This window comes from Aeromonas sp. R3-1 (assembly GCF_040908345.1).
Lineage (GTDB): Bacteria > Pseudomonadota > Gammaproteobacteria > Enterobacterales > Aeromonadaceae > Aeromonas > Aeromonas veronii.
On the sequence record NZ_JBFODN010000159.1, the window covers coordinates 1 to 19,227 of the forward strand.

Sequence of the window (19,227 nt, forward strand, 5' to 3'; positions counted from 1 at the left end):
GACGGGGAATCGCGTCAGCCTGTATTCGGCAACCATCAGACATGGATAGACAGAGAGGGCATCCCGCGGGATGCCCTCTCTCGTTGTATTCACACCTGCCGCGCCACGTTCGGCAGCAGCGGCTCGATGCCCCCTCTCCTATTGCAGACTGGGCTCCAGCAGCTGCTGCCGTAGCGAGGTCTCCTCGGCCTGAGTCATGGCATGTTCCGCTACCCCGGCGGCAGGCTCGATGGCCAGCCAATTGGCAAGGTCGACGGCGGTCTCCTCCAGCGGCCGGAAGTTCAACCCGTGGACGATGGCCACCTCGGCGCTTATAGAGCCGTAACCGGTAAACTCCGCCTGCGCGCAGGGCAAGAGGGTGGGATAGCTCTGCCAGGGCTCGATTCCGGCCGCCATCAGGGTCGACCAAGGCAACCACTCGGGCTGGATGGGGCGAGCTGGCTGCAACCTAGCGCTCAGCCGCTCCAGCCAGTCACTCAAGGTAATACCGGGTTTGAGCAGGTTGAATATGCCCCCCAACTGCTGCTCGGCCGCGCGCAACACAAACTCGGCGCAGTCGCGCACATCGAGATACTGCAAGCGATCCTCGCCACTGCCCGGCAGCAACCAGGGCCCGCCCTGCTGCACCCGCTTAATCCACCAGGCCATGCGCCCGGTGGGATCATGGGGGCCGCACAGCACGCCCGGGCGCAGGATGCAAAGCCGCTCACCCCAGCGGGCGCGATACTCCTGCTCGCACAACACCTTGAGGGGGCCATAGTCAGTGGGCATTTCCCCTTCGGGGATAGCATGCAGCGGCGCCGACTCATTCATCCCGGGCATTGAGAAATCGCGATAGACGCTGATGGTGGAGATAAAGATCAGCCGCGCGCAGCGCCCGAGCAAAGCTGCCGAGAGGCTCGCCGCCTGCTCGGGGCGATAGCAGCAGGTGTCGATGACGAGATCCCACTGCAACCCGGCCCCTTGCAGGGCGCTCAGGCTCTTGTCCCTGTCGCCGGTGAGCTGCACCAGATCGCGCCAGTCCGGATGCTGGTGCAGGCCGCGGTTGAACAGAGTCACTTCATGGCCCCAATCCAGTGCCAGCGCGGTGAGGTGGCGCCCCAAAAAGCCGGTGCCACCGATAATCAGCAGTTTCATCCCTCCCCCTTCGGCGCGAGTGCGCACATTTCATCCTGACACGCCAGTTGCCTCCACCCTACGCAACTTGGCGTACGGGCACAGCCCCCGACTGGCCGGGATGGGACAGGGATCACGGCAGCGCCGCAGAAAAGGGCGTAATGAGGCCAAGCCTGCGTTTTGGGGCCGCCTGTGCTAAATTGCCGGGGTTTTCAGTCAGGATCCGCCATGAAGTTCGAAATTGACACCCTCGGGATCATCCGCTCTCCCTACAAGGAGAAGTTCGCCATCCCCCGCCAGCCCGGACTGGTCAAATCGGCCCGTGCCCGCCTTGAGCTGCTCCCCCCTTACGATCAGCCGGATGTGCTGCGCGGCATCGAGCAGTTCTCCCATCTGTGGCTAAGCTTCGTCTTTCACCAGACCATGGCGCAGGGCTGGCACCCGACGGTGCGCCCGCCGCGCCTTGGCGGCAACGAGCGGGTCGGCGTCTTTGCCACTCGCTCCACCTTCCGCCCCAATCCGCTAGGGCTCTCGGTGGTCGAGCTGCACGGGATCGGCCGTGAGCGGGGCAAGCTGTGGCTAGAGCTGGGGGCGGTGGATCTGCTCGATGGCACCCCCATCGTCGATATCAAGCCTTATATTCCCTATGCCGACAGCCTGCCGGATGCCCGTGGTGGTTTTGCCCCCGACGCGCCCACCCCGCCGCTGGCGGTGAGCTTCAGTGCCGAGGCAGAGCAGCAGTTGCAACCCTGGCTTAAGGCCCACCCCGAGCTGCGCCAGCTGGTAAACGAAGTGCTGGCACAAGATCCGCGCCCCGCCTACAAGAAGGGCAAGTCCGATGAGAAGGAGTACGGGGTGCGACTGTTTGACTGCAACGTCCGTTTTCGCATCAGCGAGCCGGATTGCGTGGTGCTGGCCATCGAGCCCGCCTGAACCTGGGCGGGCCGACATCACTGATGCTATTTCACGCCTTATTCACGTCACAAGGGGCTTAATGAGCCTGTAAATTGTGTGGCATTGATCAGACTATCCACCCGGTTGCCAGTGATACCATGCAGACAGTAGAGGGTATCTCCTCTCTGACTGATGCCAGCCGCAGGCTATCGATGTATGGCAAGCATGGTAGCCAGCCTGTTGCCGCCAAAGGATCAGGCCTCGCCCCGACACGTTTGAGTGCGGGGATGCCACACGGATGTGACAGCACTTCGAAGGAACAAACCTATGCTGATGAACAGTGAACAACGTTATGGCACCCTGAATATCGGGCTGCACTGGCTGACCCTGTGGGCCATGATCGCCGTCTACGCCCTGATCGAATTTCGCGATATTTTCCCCAAAGGGGACCCTGGCCGGGATCTGATGAAGGAGTGGCACTTTATGCTGGGGCTGCTTATCTTCGCCCTGGTCTTTGTCAGACTGGCCCTGCGCTGGATGAGCCCGACGCCCCGTATCGTGCCCGAGCTCTCCCCAGTCATGCACAAGCTGGCAAAACTGCCCCACCTCGCCCTCTACGGTTTTCTCATGCTCACCCCGCTGTTTGGCTGGCTGCTGCTAAGCGCCGCGGGCAAGCCCATCCCCTTCTTCGGGCTTGAGCTGCCTGCTCTGCTTTCCCCAAGTCCGGATCTCAAGGGGCTGATCAAGGAGGTGCACGAGACGCTGGGTAATATCGGTTACGCCCTGATCGGCCTGCACACGGTGGCGGCCCTCTATCACCACCATATTCTCAAAGACAACACCCTCACCAATATGCTGCCGCCGCGCCGCAGCTAACGGGTAACGGGGAAATGCAGAGGGGGCCATTGTGGCCCCCTCTCTGTTTTCCTGAACAACCGTCATCTGCACCGCTGGCAAACTGCATCACGCCTGCTTGGCCAGCTCCTCGGTCGGCTTGCCTTTCGGCTCGTGCGACAGCTTTTTCACATTGCTCTTGCTCTCCGGCTGCTTGCTCCCGGACGCACTGTTTTCAGACAAGGCTTGCAACACGGGATCGGCCTTGCCGGCCACGGTGGGCTGGGACTGGCCAACAAAGTTGCCGCCTTTGCAGATGGAGAGACTGCCCCCCTTGAAGATCCCCTGCATCTTGCCGCTCTCCAGGATCTCCACCTCGGCGGAGGTACAGGTGCCTTCCAGCAGACCATTGATGATCACGTGGGGAGCACTCACATCCCCCTCAACGCCACCACCCTGCATGATGCGCAGCACACCACCGATGAGCTGGATGGTGCCATTGATCTGACCGCGCACCTCCAGATCCCCCTCCACCTGCAACTCGCCCTTGAAGCGGGCACCGGCTGCAATCACGGTGGCCCCCGCCGACCCAGTAGCCGCCCCACCTTTGTTTCTTCCAAACATCCGTACTCTCTCCACCAACCACACAAGCAGAACCAGCGGCATCGGCGCCACTGGCCACAGAAAACAGGGCGACCCCAGCACGTAGAGCAGCAAGGCTGCCCCCCAGCAGAGCCAGACAATATAGAGGAGGTCGCTGCGCTCACGCTGTTGCAGTCGCGCCAGCAACCTCCCGGCCATCTCTCTCATCACATCAAACCTTTCGCAACATGACTGCCGACCAGCATGCCATCGACAACCCGGACCATGGTTAAACGACCAGTTGGCGCGAACTCTGAAGTCCCGCTGATTCAGTCCCGATACAGCCGGGATGCATTAGGATTCGAATTGACTCGAAGCGACATACACTTTCTAATTGACAGCCTGGATCCCTATGACCGCTCACATCATGAAAATTCTGTTGGTCGAAGACGACAAGCTGCTCAATCACCACCTCTCCTCTCTGCTGACCGAAGCCGACAATCAGGTCTACAGCACCGACCAGGCCGGGATTGCACTGCACTACGCCGCCGACTATCCCATTGATGTGGCCATCATCGACCTCGGTCTGCCCGATATAGACGGCCTGCAACTGATCCGGCAACTGCGCGAACGGCAGATCCCCTTCCCCATCATTGTGCTGACCGCCCGTGGCAACTGGCAGGACAAGGTCGAAGGACTGGAAGCGGGTGCTGATGACTATCTGGTCAAACCGTTCCAGAAAGATGAGCTGCTGGCCCGACTCAATGCACTGGTGCGCCGCAGCGCCGGTTTTATCTCGCCCAAGGTGAAGGCCGGTGATTACGAGCTGGATCTCTCCCGCAAGGAGCTGACTATCGCCGGTGAAGTGGCGGTGCTCACCAGCTTTGAATACCTCATTCTGGAGTACCTGATGCGCAACGCCCGTCAGGTGGTCTCCAAGCAGCAACTGCTCGACCAGCTCTACGGCGACGGCGAGGGGGACCCCAACACCATCGAGGTGATGGTGAGCCGCCTGCGCAAGAAGCTGGATCCGGAGGGAACGATTCAACCCATCTCCACCATCCGGCGTCAGGGTTATATCTTCAACCTCTCCTGTAACTGATGCAGTTTCATCTGCCGCGCCCCATCAAGATGATCCGCAGCTCACTGCACATCAAACTGCTGCTCAGCTCGCTGCTGGTCATCGCGCTGATCATGGGGTTTGCCGTCTACGCCCTCTATCTTGGCCACGTCGAGGAGCAGACCCAGAAGGCCAGCGCCCGGATGCAGGAGAACCTGGCCAAGTTGTTTTCCTCCACCGAGCCGGATGACAAGGGGTCAAACGTCGAGCTGGGGCGGATATCCCGTGGTGCGGGGGATCGCAACCTCGATACCCTGATCTGCCGCGCCGATGGCGATCTGGTCTGGTCGAGCCTCCATATGCCGGAGGTGATCAAGGCCAAACAGACCATCTGCGGCGATCTGATGAAGTATCTGGGGGGGATGGATCTCGACTACTTCTTCAAGAAGCACACCATCAAGAACGGCGAGAGCTACTTCGTCTACAGCCTGCGGTTTATCCGCAATCCCGGCAGCGGCACCACCGCCTACTACGTGGTGATGATCGACTCGGCCAAACGCTACCACGAAGAGTCCCGCACCTACCTCTACCAGACCGCCAAACAGGCGCTGCTCGCCTATATGCTGCTGGCCGGGCTGCTGCTGCTCACCACCTTCTGGAGCCTCAGCTCCCTGCGCACCATCGCCCGTCAGATCGACGATATCCGGGCCGGCAAACGCGATGACCTCTCGAGCGATTTTGAGCGGGAGCTGGCCCCGCTGACCGACTCCATCAACCAGCTGCTGGAGAACGAACGCCAGCAGACCCAGCGCTACCAGCACGCCCTCAACGATCTCGCCCACAGCCTGAAAACCCGGCTGGCGCTGATCCAGATCACTACCCGCGAAGTGAAGCTGGGGCGGGAGATCCACGACAACATCAACGAGCAGATCCTCACCATGGATCAGATGATCCAGTATCAGCTCAGACGGGCCGTGACCGGCCGCCAGCGCCTTGCCAGCAAGGGCACCGAGCCGGTGCCGCTGATTGAAAAACTGCTGGCCAGCCTGACCAAGGTCTATCGCCACAAGAAGCTGCAAACCCACTTCAAGTTCGACGATGACGCCCTCTTTCATGGCGAACAGGGGGACCTGATGGAGCTGATGGGCAACCTGCTCGACAACGCCTGCAAGTTTGCCATCAGCGAAGTGAAGGTGACGGTGCGCCGTCATCTCGAGCGGCTGCGTATCGAAGTGGAAGATGATGGCCCGGGAATCGATCCGGCCAAATCGGAGCAGATCTTCCAGCGCGGCGTGCGGGCTGACAGCTCGCCGGGTCAGGGCATCGGACTGGCGGTGGTGACCGAAATCGTCCACAGCTACGGCGGCCAGATCCGGGTCGATGAATCCCCCCTCGGCGGCGCCCGCTTTACCCTGGATCTTCCCTGACACCTGATAGGCCCGACCACGGGCCCTCTGCCACCCGCTGCACAGCCCTACCCAAGGTTAAAAACTCCTGCCTGACACCACCCAATTCAGCAATATGCTATCGAGATGCTTGAGATGTGAGGCATCTCGGTTAAGCTATGGCCGACTCGTTTGTTAACCATTTGATGGACCTGTAATCGCACTATGGAAAACATGTTTGAAAGATTGATGTACGCATCCCGCTGGATCATGGCCCCCATTTATCTTGGGCTCAGCCTCATACTGCTGGCACTGGGAGTGAAATTCTTTCAGGAGATCCTCCATATCCTACCCAACATACTGGAGATGAAAGAGGTGGATCTGGTGCTGGTCACACTGTCGCTGATCGATATCACCCTGGTGGGGGGACTTATCGTGATGGTGATGTTTTCCGGCTATGAGAACTTCGTCTCGCGCCTCGATGTCGGGGATGAGAGCGACAAACTGGTGTGGCTCGGCAAGCTCGATGCCGGCTCTCTGAAAAACAAGGTCGCCGCCTCCATTGTCGCCATATCCTCTATTCACCTGCTCAAGGTGTTTATGAATGCCGAAAATCTCCCCAACGACAAGATCAAGTGGTACCTGCTGATCCACATCACCTTTGTCCTCTCGGCCTTCGCCATGGGCTACCTCGACAAGCTGACCCGCAAATAGTAGCCAGCCTGCGATAGACGATATGCCCGATAACACGACATGGATCGGGCATATCGTGCGACCACTCTTCACAGTCGAGGCCACTATGATCCGCCCATTATTAACAACCGATCTGGATGCCGCCGTCGAGCTCTGGTATCAGGCATCGGTGCAAGCCCACGACTTTATTCCCGCCGCCTTTTGGCATGAGCAACGGGCAGCGATGCGGGACATCTATCTGCCCGCCAGCCAGAGCTGGGTCTATGAGGAGGATGGACAGCTACTGGGCTTTATCTCCTGGTATCAGGGGTCTGTTGCCGCCCTGTTTATTTCCCCTGATCACCAATCACACGGGCTGGGTCGCCAACTGCTCGAGCACCTCAAAGCCCAATATGATCGACTCGAGTTGACGGTTTACGCCGAAAATGAGCAGGCGCGGCGCTTCTATTCCCGCAACGGTTTCAAAGAGGGTGAGCAGCAGTTGTGCGAGCATAGTGGTCGCCCCGAGCTGGTGATGCATTGGCAACGAGGATAAGCGGGTCGCCCATAGCGATGGCGAGCACGCTTTGCCTGTTTTGTGGCCGCCTTGAATGCCATGGCGGCATTCTCTACAATGACCCACTTTTTATTCATTTCGGGTTATATCGATGAGCGATACCAGCACCAAACCGGCTCTGCCGGATCACCTCTCCTGCAATCCCCGCAGCCCTCACTATGTGGCCGCCTGCTTCGAGCACCCGATCGGTATTCGCCTGAACGGCAAAGAGCGCACCGATGTCGAGGAGTACTGCATCAGCGAAGGTTGGGTGAAGATCCCCTCCCCCAAAGCGCTGGATCGCCGTGGTCAGCCCATCCTGATCAAGCTCAAGGGCACCGTTGAAGCCTTCTACAGCTAATCAGAGCGCTGCTGCATGATAAACAAGGCCACCCTCGCGGTGGCCTTGTTGTTTCCGATATAAGTGCTGGCGTCAGCGTTATCTAAGCGGCAACCACCAGCCCACATTTCTCGCTGGGCAGCTCTTATACCCCCAAGCGGTCGCGCAAGGTGTACCAGGCGGCGCCCGCAGCGGTGAAGGGGATGCGGAACAAGCGGCCACCCGGGAAGGGGTAGTGCGGCAGTTTGGCAAAGGCATCGAAGCGCTCGGCCTGACCGCTCAGCACCTCGGAGAGAAGCTTGCCCGCCAGATGGGTACAGGTGACGCCGTGGCCGCTGTAGCCCTGCATGTAGTAGATGTTGGGGCCGATGCGACCAAACTGCGGCAGCCGCGACAGGGTGAGCAGGAAGTTGCCAGTCCAGGTGTACTCCACCTTGACGTCGGCCAGCTGCGGGAAAGTCTTGAGCATCTTGGGGATGATCAGCCGCTCGATATCCGCCGGATCCCGCGCCCCATAGACCACGCCGCCGCCATAGAGCAGCCGGTGATCGCCAGAGGTACGGTAGTAGTCGAGCAGGTAGTTGCAATCCTCCAGACAGTAGTTCTGCGGCAGCAGTGAACGGGCCCGCTCCTCTCCCAGCACCTCGGTGGCGATCACCTGGGTACCGCAGGGCATGCTCTTGCTGGCCAGTTCCGGCACCAGATTGCCGAGGTAGGCATTGCCCGCCACCACCACAAAGCGCGCCTTCACCGCCCCCTTGGAGGTCTTGACCAGCGCCGGCTGGCCCGGGGTAATGCTGGTGACGGCGGATTGTTCGAAGATCTGCCCACCCTGGATGCGGATGGCTTCAGCCTCCCCCAACGCCAGGTTGAGGGGGTGGATATGACCGCCGCTCTTGTCGAGCAGGGCGCCGACATAGCGATCGCTCGCCACCACCTCGCGCACCCCCTTGGCATCGAGCAGCTCCAGCTGGTCGTTGCCCCACTTCTGCCAGCGGGCGTATTGGGATTTGAGCTCGTGCAGCTGCTTCTCGGTCTCGGCGGCAAAGACGCCCCCCTCCTGCAGATCGCACTGGATGTTGTAGCGCTTGATCCGCTCGCGGATGATCTGTCCCCCCTCAAACAACATGGAACCGAGCAGCCTGGCCTGATCCGGCGGGCAGTTCGCTTCTATGGTGTCGATGTCGCGGCTGTAGGAGTTGACGATCTGGCCGCCGTTGCGGCCGCTGGCACCAAAGCCGACTCGTGCGGCCTCCAGCACCACCACCTTGTAACCCTTCTCCACCAGATGCAGGGCGCTGGAGAGGCCGGTATAGCCCGCCCCGATGACGCAGACATCGCACTCCAGCTGCTCGGTCAATGTCGGGTAGGGCGCGTGTTTATTAGCGCTGGCTGCGTAGTAACTGTTTACATGTTCGGTCATGATCCCTGTTTCCTTACCGGTTCGGTTGCCAAACTACTGTCAGGATTAAAAGCTCGCCGGGGTGTGGGCGCTGACGATGCGACAGGTCTCCCCCGACGGATTGCTGAAGCTGTGGGGCTCGCCGGTGTCGATCACATAGCTGTCGCCCGCCTCCAGCTGATAACTCTGGCCCGCCACCGTCAGGATCACCGACCCCTCCAGCACAGTGCCGACCTCCTCCCCCTGATGGGTCACCTGACCGCCGGTGTCGGTGCCGGGGGGATAGGTCTCCAGCATAAAGCCGAGCTGGCGGCGGTTGTTGCCGTTGTGCACCAGCTTGAGGGAGACCCCCTGACTGCCCAGCTCGATAAGCTGATCCGCCTTGATCACCACCTCCGGAGTGCGGCTCTCCTCCTCGGCGAAGAAGCGCGACAGCGGCAGGCCATAGATGGTGAGCAGCTTTTGCAGGGAGGCGACCGAGGGGCTCACCTTGTCCTGCTCGATCATGCAGATGGCGCCATGAGTCAGGCCGCTCAGCTCGGCCGCCCGCCGCTGGGAGAGCCCCAGCTGATGGCGCACCGCCGCCAACCGCTCCCCCATGGTGCGCGCCCCGGCGTCAGCAGCACCCAACGGTCGAGCCACGCCTTCCCGGCTCTGTGGCCCGCTCATGAAAGGCCCCCTGCTGCGCCATATCTGCATCCTTGCATCATCAGCCTCTCCTGCTTGCGCGTGATCGCATCGGATCAAGCGCAGCCTGTTTACCCTGCTGGTTAAAATAGCCAACCAGCTTTCCCTTGCCGTTCACTATGTTACACAGCACAACCGTTCATTATTTTGCACACCTGATTTACCATCCCCCGGTAGTCTACCCACTTGCAGCCTGCAAGCGAACCGGAGAAAGCGCGCTACACAGCCCATTTTCTAGCATGGCGCCCCCCAGCAATTCAAATATATTTAACACTTGAAAAACATTTCAGCTCAAATTATGGTCTTCCTGTGCTTATTATTTTATACGGCAGCGGCGCAGGAAGGGTCGGCTCACTCCGGCAACCAGCTGCTCTGACCCACACTCGAGGCTTCTCATGTCAGGAACAACATCCCACTCCAGCTTGATCACATCCCGCGCCTATATAGATGGACAGTGGTGCGAGGCCGCCAGCGGCCGCACCTTCGAGGTCACCAACCCCGCCAGCGGTGCCGTCATTACCCAGGTACCCGACATGGATGCCGAGGATACCCGCCGCGCCATCGCGGCCGCCCACGCGGCACAACCCGCCTGGGCGGCGCTGACCGCCAAGGAGCGCAGCAACAAGCTCTACGCCTGGTTTGCCGCCATCACAGCCCACAGCGACGAGCTGGCCCGCATCATGACCTGCGAGCAGGGCAAGCCACTGGCGGAAGCAAAGGGCGAGGTGGCCTATGGCGCCAGCTTTATCCAGTGGTTCGCCGAGGAGGGCAAGCGCGCCTATGGCCGCACCATCCCGGGCTTTAGCGGCGATCGCCGGTTGGCAACCATCAAGCAGCCGGTCGGGGTCGTCGCCGCCATCACTCCGTGGAACTTCCCCATTGCCATGATCACCCGCAAAGCGGGCCCGGCGCTGGCCGCCGGTTGCACTATCGTCATCAAACCTGCCGCCGAAACCCCGCTCTGCGCGCTGGCGCTGGCGGTGTTGGCCGAGCAGGCGGGCATCCCCGCCGGTGTCATCAATATCGTCACCAGCCATCAGGCGAGCGCGGTGGGCAACGAGCTGTGCAGCAATCCGGTGGTGCGCAAGCTCTCCTTCACCGGCTCCACCCGCATCGGCAAGCTGCTGATGCGCCAGTGCGCCGACACCATGAAGAAGCTGTCGCTGGAGCTGGGCGGCAATGCTCCCTTTATCGTCTTTGACGACGCCGACCTCGACGCCGCCGTAGCCGGGGCGCTCGCCTCCAAATACCGCAACGCCGGGCAGACCTGCGTCTGCGCCAACCGCATTCTGGTGCAGGCCAGCGTCTATGACGCCTTCGCCGAGAAGCTGACTGCCGCCGTCAAGGCCTTCAAGGTGGGAGATGGCATGGCGGAGGGCACCCAGATCGGCCCGCTCATCAACCCGGCTGCCGCCAGCAAGGTGGCCGAGCTGGTGCAGCAATCGGTCGCCGCCGGTGCTGAAGTGCTGCTGGGGGGCGAAGCTCACCCCGCCGGCCCCCTCTTCTACCAACCCACCATTTTGGGCAAGGTGGCTAAAACCAACCCCATCCTGCAGGAGGAGATCTTCGGCCCGGTCGCCCCGCTGGTGCGCTTCGAGACGGAAGCCGAGGCCATCGCCATTGCCAACGACACCCCTTATGGCCTGGCTGCCTACTTCTATGGCCGCGATATCGCCCGGGTGTGGCGCGTCGCCGAGCAGCTGGAGTACGGCATGGTTGGCATCAACGAGGGGATCATCTCAACCGAATTGGCCCCCTTTGGCGGCATCAAGGAGTCGGGGTTGGGCCGGGAGGGTGCCGCCGAGGGGCTGGAGGAGTATCTGGAGACCAAATACCTCTGCTTTGGCGCCATTCGCTAGGGCTGCAACAGAGAGACAAGGCGCCGCCGAACTGGCCCGATGGGCTGATCGGCGGTGAGGGGCGCCAAAACGCCTGCCACATTTTCAGGGAATATCGGGGGCTGCGGCCCCTCAGGGAGGAAAAATGAGTCAGTCAGAATCAAACAAGGCGTGGCAAGCGCGCCGCGAAGCGGCCGTGGTCAACGGCGTTGGCACCCTGCTGCCGGTCTTTATCGACCGGGCGCAAAATGCCGAGCTGTGGGATGTGGAGGGCAACCGCTACATCGACTTTGCCTCCGGCATCGCCGTGCTCAACACCGGTCACAACCACCCCAAAGTGGTGGCGGCGGTGCGTGAACAGCTGGAAAAATTCAGCCACACCTGCTTTCAGGTCACCCCCTACCCCGGCTATATCGAGCTTGCCGAGAAGCTCAACGCCCTGGTGCCCGGCCCGACGCCGAAACGCACCCTGTTTCTCTCCACCGGCGCCGAAGCGGTCGAGAACGCCATCAAGATTGCCCGCGCCCACACCGGTCGCAGCGGCACCATCGCCTTCAAGGGGGGCTTTCACGGCCGCACCATGATGGGGATGGCGCTCACCGGCAAGGTGGTGCCCTACAAGACCGGCTTTGGCCCCTTCCCGGGCGAGGTCTACCACATCCCCTTCCCCGCCGATTATCTCGGGGTGAGTGAAGAGGATGCCTTGCACGCCCTCGAGCTCTGCTTCAGCGCCGATATCGAGCCGAATCGCGTCGCCGCCATCATCATCGAACCGGTGCAGGGCGAAGGGGGCTTCTACCCTGCCTCCCCGAGCTTTATGCAGAAGCTGCGCAGCGTCTGCGACCAGCACGGCATTCTGCTGATCTGCGACGAGATCCAGAGTGGTTTTTGCCGCACCGGCAAGACCTTCGCCACCGAGTATGCCGGCATCGAGCCGGACATCATGACGTTGGCCAAGAGTCTGGCGGGGGGCTTCCCTCTCTCGGCGGTGGTGGGCAAGGCAGAGATCATGAACGCGGCCAAGCCGGGGGGCCTGGGTGGCACCTATGCCGGTTCCCCCATCGCCTGCGCCGCCGCGCTGGCGGTCTTGCAGGTGATCGACGAGGAGAAACTCAACCAGAAAGCGCTGGATCAGGGGGAGCAGATCAAGGCGGGGCTGGAACGCATAGCCGAGCGTTTTGACTGCATAGGTCAAATTCGCGGCCCCGGTGCCATGGTGGCCATGGAGCTGGTGAAACGCCGTGATGCCAGCCAGCCCGATCCCGACCTCACCAAACGACTGGTGGCCGAGGCGGGCAAACGGGGTCTGGTCCTGCTCTCATGCGGGGTGCGCGCAAATGTCATCCGTTTTCTCGCCCCCCTGACAGCCCCTGCGGCAGTGATTGACGAGGGGCTGCAACTCCTTGAAAAATCACTGGAGGCCGTGCTGGCCTGACCAGCAGGAAAGTGACCACTTACCTGTGCAAATAAATGCAATTTTGCCCCCTTTTTTTCTTGTCAAGGGGGCCCTGCAAATGCACAATGCGCCGCCACTGAAAGAACCGATGTAAAACAATGGCATCGGTTCTTTTTTAGACAGTGAACAAACCCATAAACGAGGCCGGATCACCCCCGGAAAAGATAGCGAGATTGGCAGCAGTCTCCCGACACCAAGTCTAGTGAGGAACAACATGGGGCATCTCAATGCTTTCCAACCGGCCATGGCCGGTGTGCGCCGCCCTGGCGCCCTTGATTCCCGGGCCTCTCTCCCGGTTTCGTTGATGGACCGTGCCACTCTGGCACTGCATGAGGAACATGCATAATGGCGGCCCAGCAGGTTGGTCTGAAAAAGACCCTCAAACTGTGGCAGGTCGTGGTTATGGGACTGGCGTACCTCACCCCCATGGCAGTGTTCGACACCTTCGGCATCGTTACCGAGATCACCGAAGGCCATGTGCCGACCGCATACCTGTTTGCCCTCATCGGTATGCTGTTCACTGCCCTGAGCTACGGCCATCTGGTGCGCAAGTTCCCGTCAGCCGGCTCTGCCTATACCTATGCACAGAAGGTGTTTCACCCCTATGTCGGCTTTATGGTGGGCTGGACCTCCCTGCTCGACTACATGTTCATGCCGATGATCAACATGCTGCTGGCCAAGATCTATCTGGAAGCCCTCTTCCCGAACGTAGAGCCCTGGACCTATATCTTCGGTCTGGCGGCGGTGATGACCGCCCTCAACCTGCGCGGCATCAAGCTGGTGGCCAACTTCAACAGCCTGATCGTGGTGATGCAGTTCAGCATCATCGCCATCTTCATCGGCCTGATCGCCTGGGGCGTTCACAACGGTGAAGGGTTGGGTACCGTGGCCAGCAGCCGTCCCTTCTTCTCCGAGCAGATCCAGGTGTCACCGCTGCTGATGGGGGCCTCCATCCTCTGTCTGTCGTTCCTCGGTTTTGACGCCATCAGTACCCTGTCGGAAGAGACCCCGGACGCGGATCGGGTGATCCCCCGCGCCATCGTGCTGACGGCGCTGATCGGCGGTGTGTTGTTCGTCACTACCTCCTACTTCCTGCAGCTCTACTTCCCGGACATCTCCCGCTTCCAGCATCCGGATGCGGTATTGCCGGAGATCGCCCTCTATGTCGGCGGCAAGCTGTTCCAGGCGGTGGTGTTGGTCTGCACTACTGTGGCGGTGCTGGCCTCCGGGCTCGCCTCCCACGCCGGTGTATCGCGCCTGCTCTACGTGATGGGTCGTGATCGCGCTCTGCCTGCCCGCTTCTTCGGCTACATCCATCCGAAGTGGCAAACCCCGGCGTTCAACGTGCTGCTGGTCGGCCTTCTGGCCCTCTCTGCGGTGTCGCTGGATCTGGAGATGGCGCTGGCGCTGATCAACTTTGGCGCTCTGGTGGCCTTCACCTTCGTCAATCTTGCGGTGATTGCCCACTTCTATGTGAAGCTGGGCCGCAACAAGTGTCTCAAGGATCACCTGATGTACCTGCTGCTGCCGCTCTGTGGCGCCGCCTGCATCGGGGTGCTGTGGCTCAACCTCGAGCCCTCCTCCTTCGAGCTGGGGCTGATCTGGGCGGCGCTGGGGGCCATCTACCTGTTCCTGCGCCTGACTGTGTTCCGCATCCCGCTGCATACCGCCGACAAGGTGGAGATCGCCCAGTAACCGCTGGCGCCCCTCCCCCCTATAGAGAACAAGGAGCCTGCGGGCTCCTTGTTGTTTTTGCGGTGCGCTGGTGGCCAGCAGCACGGGTTGCCAGAAATGCGGTTTCTGCAGGAAGTGTGACTGATTTCAAATAACTACCCAGCCGGGCTGCTCGCCGTGCCATGGCCCGAGCCGCGTCGCCTCCTATCCTCAGTCATTAATGTGAATGGATATGCAGCCACTCTTTATCCACTTCAACCCCTCCCATCCCCCGCCAGCCGATAAGTTCGCTGGACTCGAGCCTGGGGGGACGCCGGCAAATATGATCAGGATCAATGTTGAGGCGCTATGCACCCTGCAGCCCCGATTTGCCGATTTTTCATACGCCATGACAGGGTTCTCTTCCCCCCCGAAAAAGGGGGAGCGGCTCGGGGACGGCTGCAGGGGGCGAGTGACCACTTACCTGCCCCGTGCGTATGCAAAAAAATGCGTTAATCCGCCCTTTTTTGCTTGTCAAGGGGGCTGACCGAATGCACAATACGCCGCCAATAAAGGACCGATGTTCACTGCGACATCGGTTTTTGTATTTTTGAAGTGCAGTACAAACCCACCACAAGAGGCCGGAACGTTTCCGGAAGTGATATTCGAGATTGCCAAACAATCTCCCGACGTTGAGAGGATAACAATGGGGCGTTTTAATGCTTTCCTGCCGGTACAGCCCGGTATGCGCCTCCCCGGCGCCCTTGATGTACAGGCTTGCGAATCCATCGTATCCCTGCGCTCGTTGCAAGCACGTGCTGCGGCACTGATTGAGGAGAAAGCGTAATGGCATCGCAAAACGCCAAGCTGCTCAAGACCCTTACCCTGACACAAGTGATTGTGATGGGTCTGGCCTATCTGACCCCCATGGCTGTCTTCGACACCTTCGCCATCGTCGGTGACATCACCGATGGCCGGGTCGCCACCGCCTATCTGCTGGCTCTGGGTGGCATCCTGCTCACCGCTTTCAGCTACGGACATCTGGTACGCAAGTTCCCCTCTGCGGGCTCTGCCTATACCTATGCCCAGAAGGTGTTCAACCCCTACGTCGGTTTCATGGTCGGCTGGTCATCCCTGCTCGACTACATGTTCATGCCGATGATCAACATCCTGCTGGCCAAGATCTACCTGACCGCCATGTTCCCGGGCGTCGAGCCCTGGGTGTTCATCTTCGGTCTGGTGACCGTGATGACCTTCCTGAACCTGCGCGGCATCAATCTGGTCGCCAACTTCAATGGTCTGATCGTGGTGATCCAGCTGGCCATCATCACCCTCTTTATCGGCCTGATGGCGTGGGGCATCTACCACGGCGAAGGGGCTGGCACCCTGATGAGCAGCCGTCCGTTCCACTTCGAGTCAGCACAGCTGGTACCGCTCTTTACCGGTGCGACCATCCTCTGCTTCTCGTTCCTGGGCTTTGACGGTCTGAGTTCCCTCTCCGAAGAGACTCCGAACGCTGGCAAGGTGATCCCCAAGGCGATCGTGCTGACTGCCCTTATCGGCGGCATCATCTTCGTGGTGGTCTCTTACTGCCTGCAGCTCTACTTCCCGAGCCTCGCCCGCTTCCAGCATCCGGATGCGGTACTGCCGGAGATCGCCCTCTACGTTGGCGGCACCTTCTTCCAGTCCGTGGTACTGGTCTGCACCACGGTCGCGGTACTGGCCTCCGGCATGGCGGCTCACGCAGGTGTCTCGCGCATCCTCTACGTGATGGGGCGTGATCGCATGATCCCGGAGAGGGTGTTTGGCTACATCCACCCGAAATATCGTACTCCGGCCATCAACGTGCTGATGGTGGGCGGTCTGGCCCTCTCCGCCGTGTCGTTTGATCTGGATACCGCACTGGCGCTGGTCAACTTTGGCGCACTGGTGGCGTTCAGCTTCGTCAACCTGTCGGTGATCGGTCAGTTCTGGGTACGCGAGAAGCGCAACAAGACCCTCAAGGATCACGTCATCTACCTGTTGATGCCGCTGCTCGGCGCCGCCACCATAGGTGCTCTGTGGATCAACCTGGAGCAGAGCTCGCTGGAGCTGGGCCTGATCTGGGCGGGCCTCGGCGCAACCTATCTGTTCCTGCGTCTGGCGGTGTTCCGCATCCCGTTCCGTCAGTACGAGGAAGCGGCTGACGCCTGATCCTTTGCGGATAACGGATAGACAGAAGGGGAGCCATGGCTCCCCTTTTTGCTGCCGGTCTGTTGCCGGTCACACGGGCTTGGCCCGGTCTGCTTACTGCTTATCCAGTACGGCGGTCGCCGCAGCCTTGAGCGGATCGCGAGCGATGGTCTTGGCATCCTGCTCCGCCTTGTGCATCTGCTGGTTTGCCTTGTCCATCTTCTGCTGCATACCGTTGCCGCTCTCCTTGAGGTCGGCACGCTTCTCGCCCAGCAGGTCGTTGCGGCCTTTTTGCACCTCAGCTTTCACCTTCTCTTTCTCCTGCTTCACCAGCTTGCTGGTATCACAGTTGCCCTTGACTCCCAGAGTCGCATTCACCGCTTCGTTTTTGAGGGCCTTGTCGAGGTTGCAGTCGGTTTTCAACAGGCTGGCCTGCGCCCCTGCCGAGAGCAGCCCCAGCGACAGAGAGAGGATCCATGCACGCATCATCTTGTTTACTCCTGCTTGCCAATAAAGGGGCGCAGTGTAGCGATCACATTCCGGCTGACAAGGCGGCAGTGCTTTCGTCCCCCCTTTTGCCACCCCAGAGCCAACCGGCTCGGTCAGCGCCTGTCGCCGCAGTTCGTCGTCATAAAAACATCATCGAAATGTCACGTTGTCATATTTCTGTCATTAACCATTGATTAAATGCGCGGGTCATCAACAACCCAAGACGGAACGACCGTCTCAAGAGGCTTTATGCAACACCATCACTCCTTGTCACAGCCGCCCGCGACCCGCGCCCTGTTCAACTGGATGAGTGTCATCGTACTGGTCTACCTGATCCTGGTTGCCGTGGGCGCCATCTCCCACGGCTTCAAAGATTTCTCCGGCGGCGCCGAGGGCGCAGCCCAGATCTTCGCCTTTGCCAACAACCCCTTTGTCGCCCTGCTGCTGGGTATTCTCGCTACCGCGCTGGTGCAATCCTCCAGTACCGTCACCTCGGTGATCGTCGGTCTGGTGGCTGGCGGCCTGCCCATCAGCATGGCTATCCCCATGGTGATGGGTGCCAACCTCGGCACCACCATCACCAACACCATCGTCTCCATGGGCCATGTGCGGGATCGCGCCGAGTTCCGCCGCGCCTTCGCCGCCGCCACCGTGCACGACTTTTTCAACCTGCTGGCGGTGTTCATCTTCCTGCCGCTGGAACTGATGTTCGGCCTGCTGCAACATAGCGCCGAGTGGCTGGCCAACCTGCTGGTAGGCTCCGCCAATATGTCGATGAAGGGCATGGATTTCATGAAGCCGCTGACCGCACCGGCCCAGCAGCTGATTGACAGCGCCGTGGCCTTCCTGCCGGGCAAGGGTGCCGCCATCGCGACCATCATCATCGGTATCCTGCTGATCCTCGCCTGCGTCACTTATCTCGGCAAAGTGCTGCAACAGGTACTGGTTGGCCGAGCCAAAGAGGTGCTGCACAAGGCGCTGGGCCGTGGCCCGCTGACCGGCATCACCTCCGGTGCGCTGGTGACCATCATGGTGCAGTCCTCCTCCACCACCACCAGCCTGATGATCCCGCTGGCCGGCGGCGGCGTGTTCAGCACCCGTCAGCTCTACCCCTTCACCCTGGGGGCCAATATCGGTACCACCATCACCGCCCTGCTGGCTGCCACCGCCATCAGCGGAGCCGGTGCCCAGCTGGCCCTGACCATCGCGCTGGTCCACGTGCTGTTCAACCTCTTTGCCGTAGTCATCATCTATGGCATCCCCTTCCTGCGCGACCTGCCGGTGCGCGCCGCCGAGGGGCTGGCCCGGGTAGGGAGCGAGAACAAGCTGCTGGCTCTGGGTTATGTGACGGGTCTCTTCTTCGCCCTGCCCGCCCTGATGATGGTGGCCGCCAAGTAAGCGCCGCCGCCATGACAAGGGGCGAGTCACCGACTCGCCCCTTTTTGCGTCTGCGTCTCCGAGCTTTGCCTGCCCGCTCACATCCTCCCGCCCTGTGGCTCGCCATCAGGGTCGGTGCGCGATAAGATGGCGCCCTCATTGCACTTTTTACATTTCATGGAACAGGAAAAACCGATGAAATTCATACTGATCGCGCTGCTCATCGCCGGTGTGGCCTACTACTTCTACTCCAGCAGCAACAACAAGAAGCTGGCGGCCGACAACGTGCGGATTGGCGCCGAGTTCCTCGCCAGCAACAAGGACAAACCGCTGGTGACCACCACCGCCTCAGGCCTGCAGTACGAAGTGCTGACCCCGGGCACAGGCACCGTTCACCCCACCGCCACCAGCAAGGTGAAGGTGCACTACGAGGGCAAGCTGCTGGACGGCACCGTCTTTGACAGCTCGGTCGCCCGTGGCGAGCCCATCGAGTTTGGCCTCAATCAGGTGATCGCTGGCTGGACCGAAGGGGTGCAGCTGATGGTGGAAGGTGAGAAGACCCGTTTCTACATCCCCGCCAACCTCGCCTACGGCGACCGTGCAGCTGGCAAAATCCCGCCGGGATCAGTCCTGATCTTTGACGTGGAGCTGTTGGGTATCCAGTAACCGCTCCGTCACGCTCCATCAGCAACAAGGCCAGCATTATGCTGGCCT

The 19,227-nt window shown here is 60.8% G+C and carries 19 protein-coding genes; 14 read left to right on the forward strand and 5 right to left on the reverse strand.

Annotated elements, in window-relative coordinates; translation table 11 throughout:
* Positions 1 to 138: 138 nt before the first annotated feature.
* Positions 139 to 1,137, reverse strand: a complete 999-nt coding sequence (locus tag AB5Y85_RS09750; protein WP_257687888.1) for an NAD-dependent epimerase/dehydratase family protein — start codon at positions 1,135 to 1,137, stop codon at positions 139 to 141.
* A gap of 207 nt (positions 1,138 to 1,344) precedes the next feature.
* On the opposite strand from AB5Y85_RS09750, the gene tsaA reads away from it, so the two are divergent.
* The gene (tsaA, locus tag AB5Y85_RS09755) at positions 1,345 to 2,049 is read left to right on the forward strand and encodes a tRNA (N6-threonylcarbamoyladenosine(37)-N6)-methyltransferase TrmO (RefSeq protein ID WP_257687887.1); all 705 of its coding nucleotides are present in this window, start codon (positions 1,345 to 1,347) and stop codon (positions 2,047 to 2,049) included.
* A gap of 288 nt (positions 2,050 to 2,337) precedes the next feature.
* Positions 2,338 to 2,886: a cytochrome b gene (locus AB5Y85_RS09760; protein WP_257687886.1), complete on the forward strand. Its 549-nt coding sequence runs from the start codon at positions 2,338 to 2,340 to the stop codon at positions 2,884 to 2,886.
* An 87-nt stretch (positions 2,887 to 2,973) separates the two neighbouring features.
* Here AB5Y85_RS09760 and AB5Y85_RS09765 read toward each other — a convergent pair whose 3' ends face one another.
* Positions 2,974 to 3,654: a polymer-forming cytoskeletal protein gene (locus tag AB5Y85_RS09765; RefSeq protein WP_257687885.1), complete on the reverse strand. Its 681-nt coding sequence runs from the start codon at positions 3,652 to 3,654 to the stop codon at positions 2,974 to 2,976.
* A gap of 199 nt (positions 3,655 to 3,853) precedes the next feature.
* Between AB5Y85_RS09765 and AB5Y85_RS09770 the strand changes: the two genes are divergently transcribed.
* The 5 genes from AB5Y85_RS09770 to AB5Y85_RS09790 all read left to right on the forward strand — a co-directional run bounded on the left by AB5Y85_RS09770 (position 3,854) and on the right by AB5Y85_RS09790 (position 7,460).
* Complete coding sequence (locus AB5Y85_RS09770; protein WP_257687884.1) at positions 3,854 to 4,528, forward strand: response regulator; 675 nt, start codon at positions 3,854 to 3,856, stop codon at positions 4,526 to 4,528.
* Positions 4,528 to 5,913, forward strand: coding sequence for an ATP-binding protein (locus AB5Y85_RS09775; protein WP_005338217.1), 1,386 nt, complete (start codon positions 4,528 to 4,530; stop codon positions 5,911 to 5,913). Before AB5Y85_RS09770 ends, AB5Y85_RS09775 begins: the two co-directional genes overlap by 1 nt.
* A 183-nt stretch (positions 5,914 to 6,096) precedes the next feature.
* Complete coding sequence (locus AB5Y85_RS09780; protein WP_040065876.1) at positions 6,097 to 6,585, forward strand: TIGR00645 family protein; 489 nt, start codon at positions 6,097 to 6,099, stop codon at positions 6,583 to 6,585.
* A gap of 85 nt (positions 6,586 to 6,670) precedes the next feature.
* A complete protein-coding gene (locus tag AB5Y85_RS09785) occupies positions 6,671 to 7,099 on the forward strand; it encodes an N-acetyltransferase (protein ID WP_103251328.1) in 429 nt (142 codons plus the stop codon).
* Positions 7,100 to 7,211: 112 nt separating this feature from the next.
* A complete protein-coding gene (locus AB5Y85_RS09790; RefSeq protein ID WP_005338226.1) occupies positions 7,212 to 7,460 on the forward strand; it encodes a DUF3297 family protein in 249 nt (82 codons plus the stop codon).
* A gap of 124 nt (positions 7,461 to 7,584) precedes the next feature.
* On the opposite strand, the gene AB5Y85_RS09795 is transcribed toward AB5Y85_RS09790, so the two are convergent.
* Complete coding sequence (locus AB5Y85_RS09795) at positions 7,585 to 8,862, reverse strand: FAD-binding oxidoreductase (RefSeq protein ID WP_257687883.1); 1,278 nt, start codon at positions 8,860 to 8,862, stop codon at positions 7,585 to 7,587.
* A 45-nt stretch (positions 8,863 to 8,907) separates the two neighbouring features.
* Entirely contained in the window at positions 8,908 to 9,510 is a 603-nt protein-coding gene (puuR, locus tag AB5Y85_RS09800; protein ID WP_201990823.1) for an HTH-type transcriptional regulator PuuR, read from the reverse strand.
* Between the two features lie 413 nt (positions 9,511 to 9,923).
* Here puuR and AB5Y85_RS09805 point away from each other — a divergent pair, with 413 nt between their 5' ends.
* The 5 genes from AB5Y85_RS09805 to AB5Y85_RS09825 all read left to right on the forward strand — a co-directional run bounded on the left by AB5Y85_RS09805 (position 9,924) and on the right by AB5Y85_RS09825 (position 16,668).
* A complete protein-coding gene (locus tag AB5Y85_RS09805; protein WP_257687882.1) occupies positions 9,924 to 11,387 on the forward strand; it encodes an NAD-dependent succinate-semialdehyde dehydrogenase in 1,464 nt (487 codons plus the stop codon).
* A gap of 124 nt (positions 11,388 to 11,511) precedes the next feature.
* Positions 11,512 to 12,801: a 4-aminobutyrate--2-oxoglutarate transaminase gene (gabT, locus tag AB5Y85_RS09810; protein ID WP_100654224.1), complete on the forward strand. Its 1,290-nt coding sequence runs from the start codon at positions 11,512 to 11,514 to the stop codon at positions 12,799 to 12,801.
* 366 nt (positions 12,802 to 13,167) lie between these two features.
* On the forward strand, positions 13,168 to 14,517 hold the full coding sequence (locus AB5Y85_RS09815) for an APC family permease (protein ID WP_005359067.1): 1,350 nt from the start codon (positions 13,168 to 13,170) through the stop codon (positions 14,515 to 14,517).
* A gap of 664 nt (positions 14,518 to 15,181) precedes the next feature.
* Entirely contained in the window at positions 15,182 to 15,322 is a 141-nt protein-coding gene (locus AB5Y85_RS09820; protein ID WP_005338239.1) for a hypothetical protein, read from the forward strand.
* Positions 15,322 to 16,668 carry an APC family permease gene (locus AB5Y85_RS09825; protein WP_021230506.1) on the forward strand — a complete coding sequence of 449 codons (1,347 nt, stop codon included), beginning with the start codon at positions 15,322 to 15,324 and terminating at the stop codon, positions 16,666 to 16,668. Before AB5Y85_RS09820 ends, AB5Y85_RS09825 begins: the two co-directional genes overlap by 1 nt.
* Before the next feature lie 93 nt (positions 16,669 to 16,761).
* On the opposite strand, the gene AB5Y85_RS09830 is transcribed toward AB5Y85_RS09825, so the two are convergent.
* The gene (locus AB5Y85_RS09830; protein ID WP_257687881.1) at positions 16,762 to 17,136 is read right to left on the reverse strand and encodes a hypothetical protein; all 375 of its coding nucleotides are present in this window, start codon (positions 17,134 to 17,136) and stop codon (positions 16,762 to 16,764) included.
* Between the two features lie 249 nt (positions 17,137 to 17,385).
* Between AB5Y85_RS09830 and AB5Y85_RS09835 the strand changes: the two genes are divergently transcribed.
* Positions 17,386 to 18,534, forward strand: a complete 1,149-nt coding sequence (locus AB5Y85_RS09835) for a sodium:phosphate symporter (RefSeq protein ID WP_005338243.1) — start codon at positions 17,386 to 17,388, stop codon at positions 18,532 to 18,534.
* 174 nt (positions 18,535 to 18,708) lie between these two features.
* Entirely contained in the window at positions 18,709 to 19,179 is a 471-nt protein-coding gene (locus AB5Y85_RS09840) for an FKBP-type peptidyl-prolyl cis-trans isomerase (RefSeq protein WP_005338245.1), read from the forward strand.
* Positions 19,180 to 19,227: the final 48 nt, after the last annotated feature.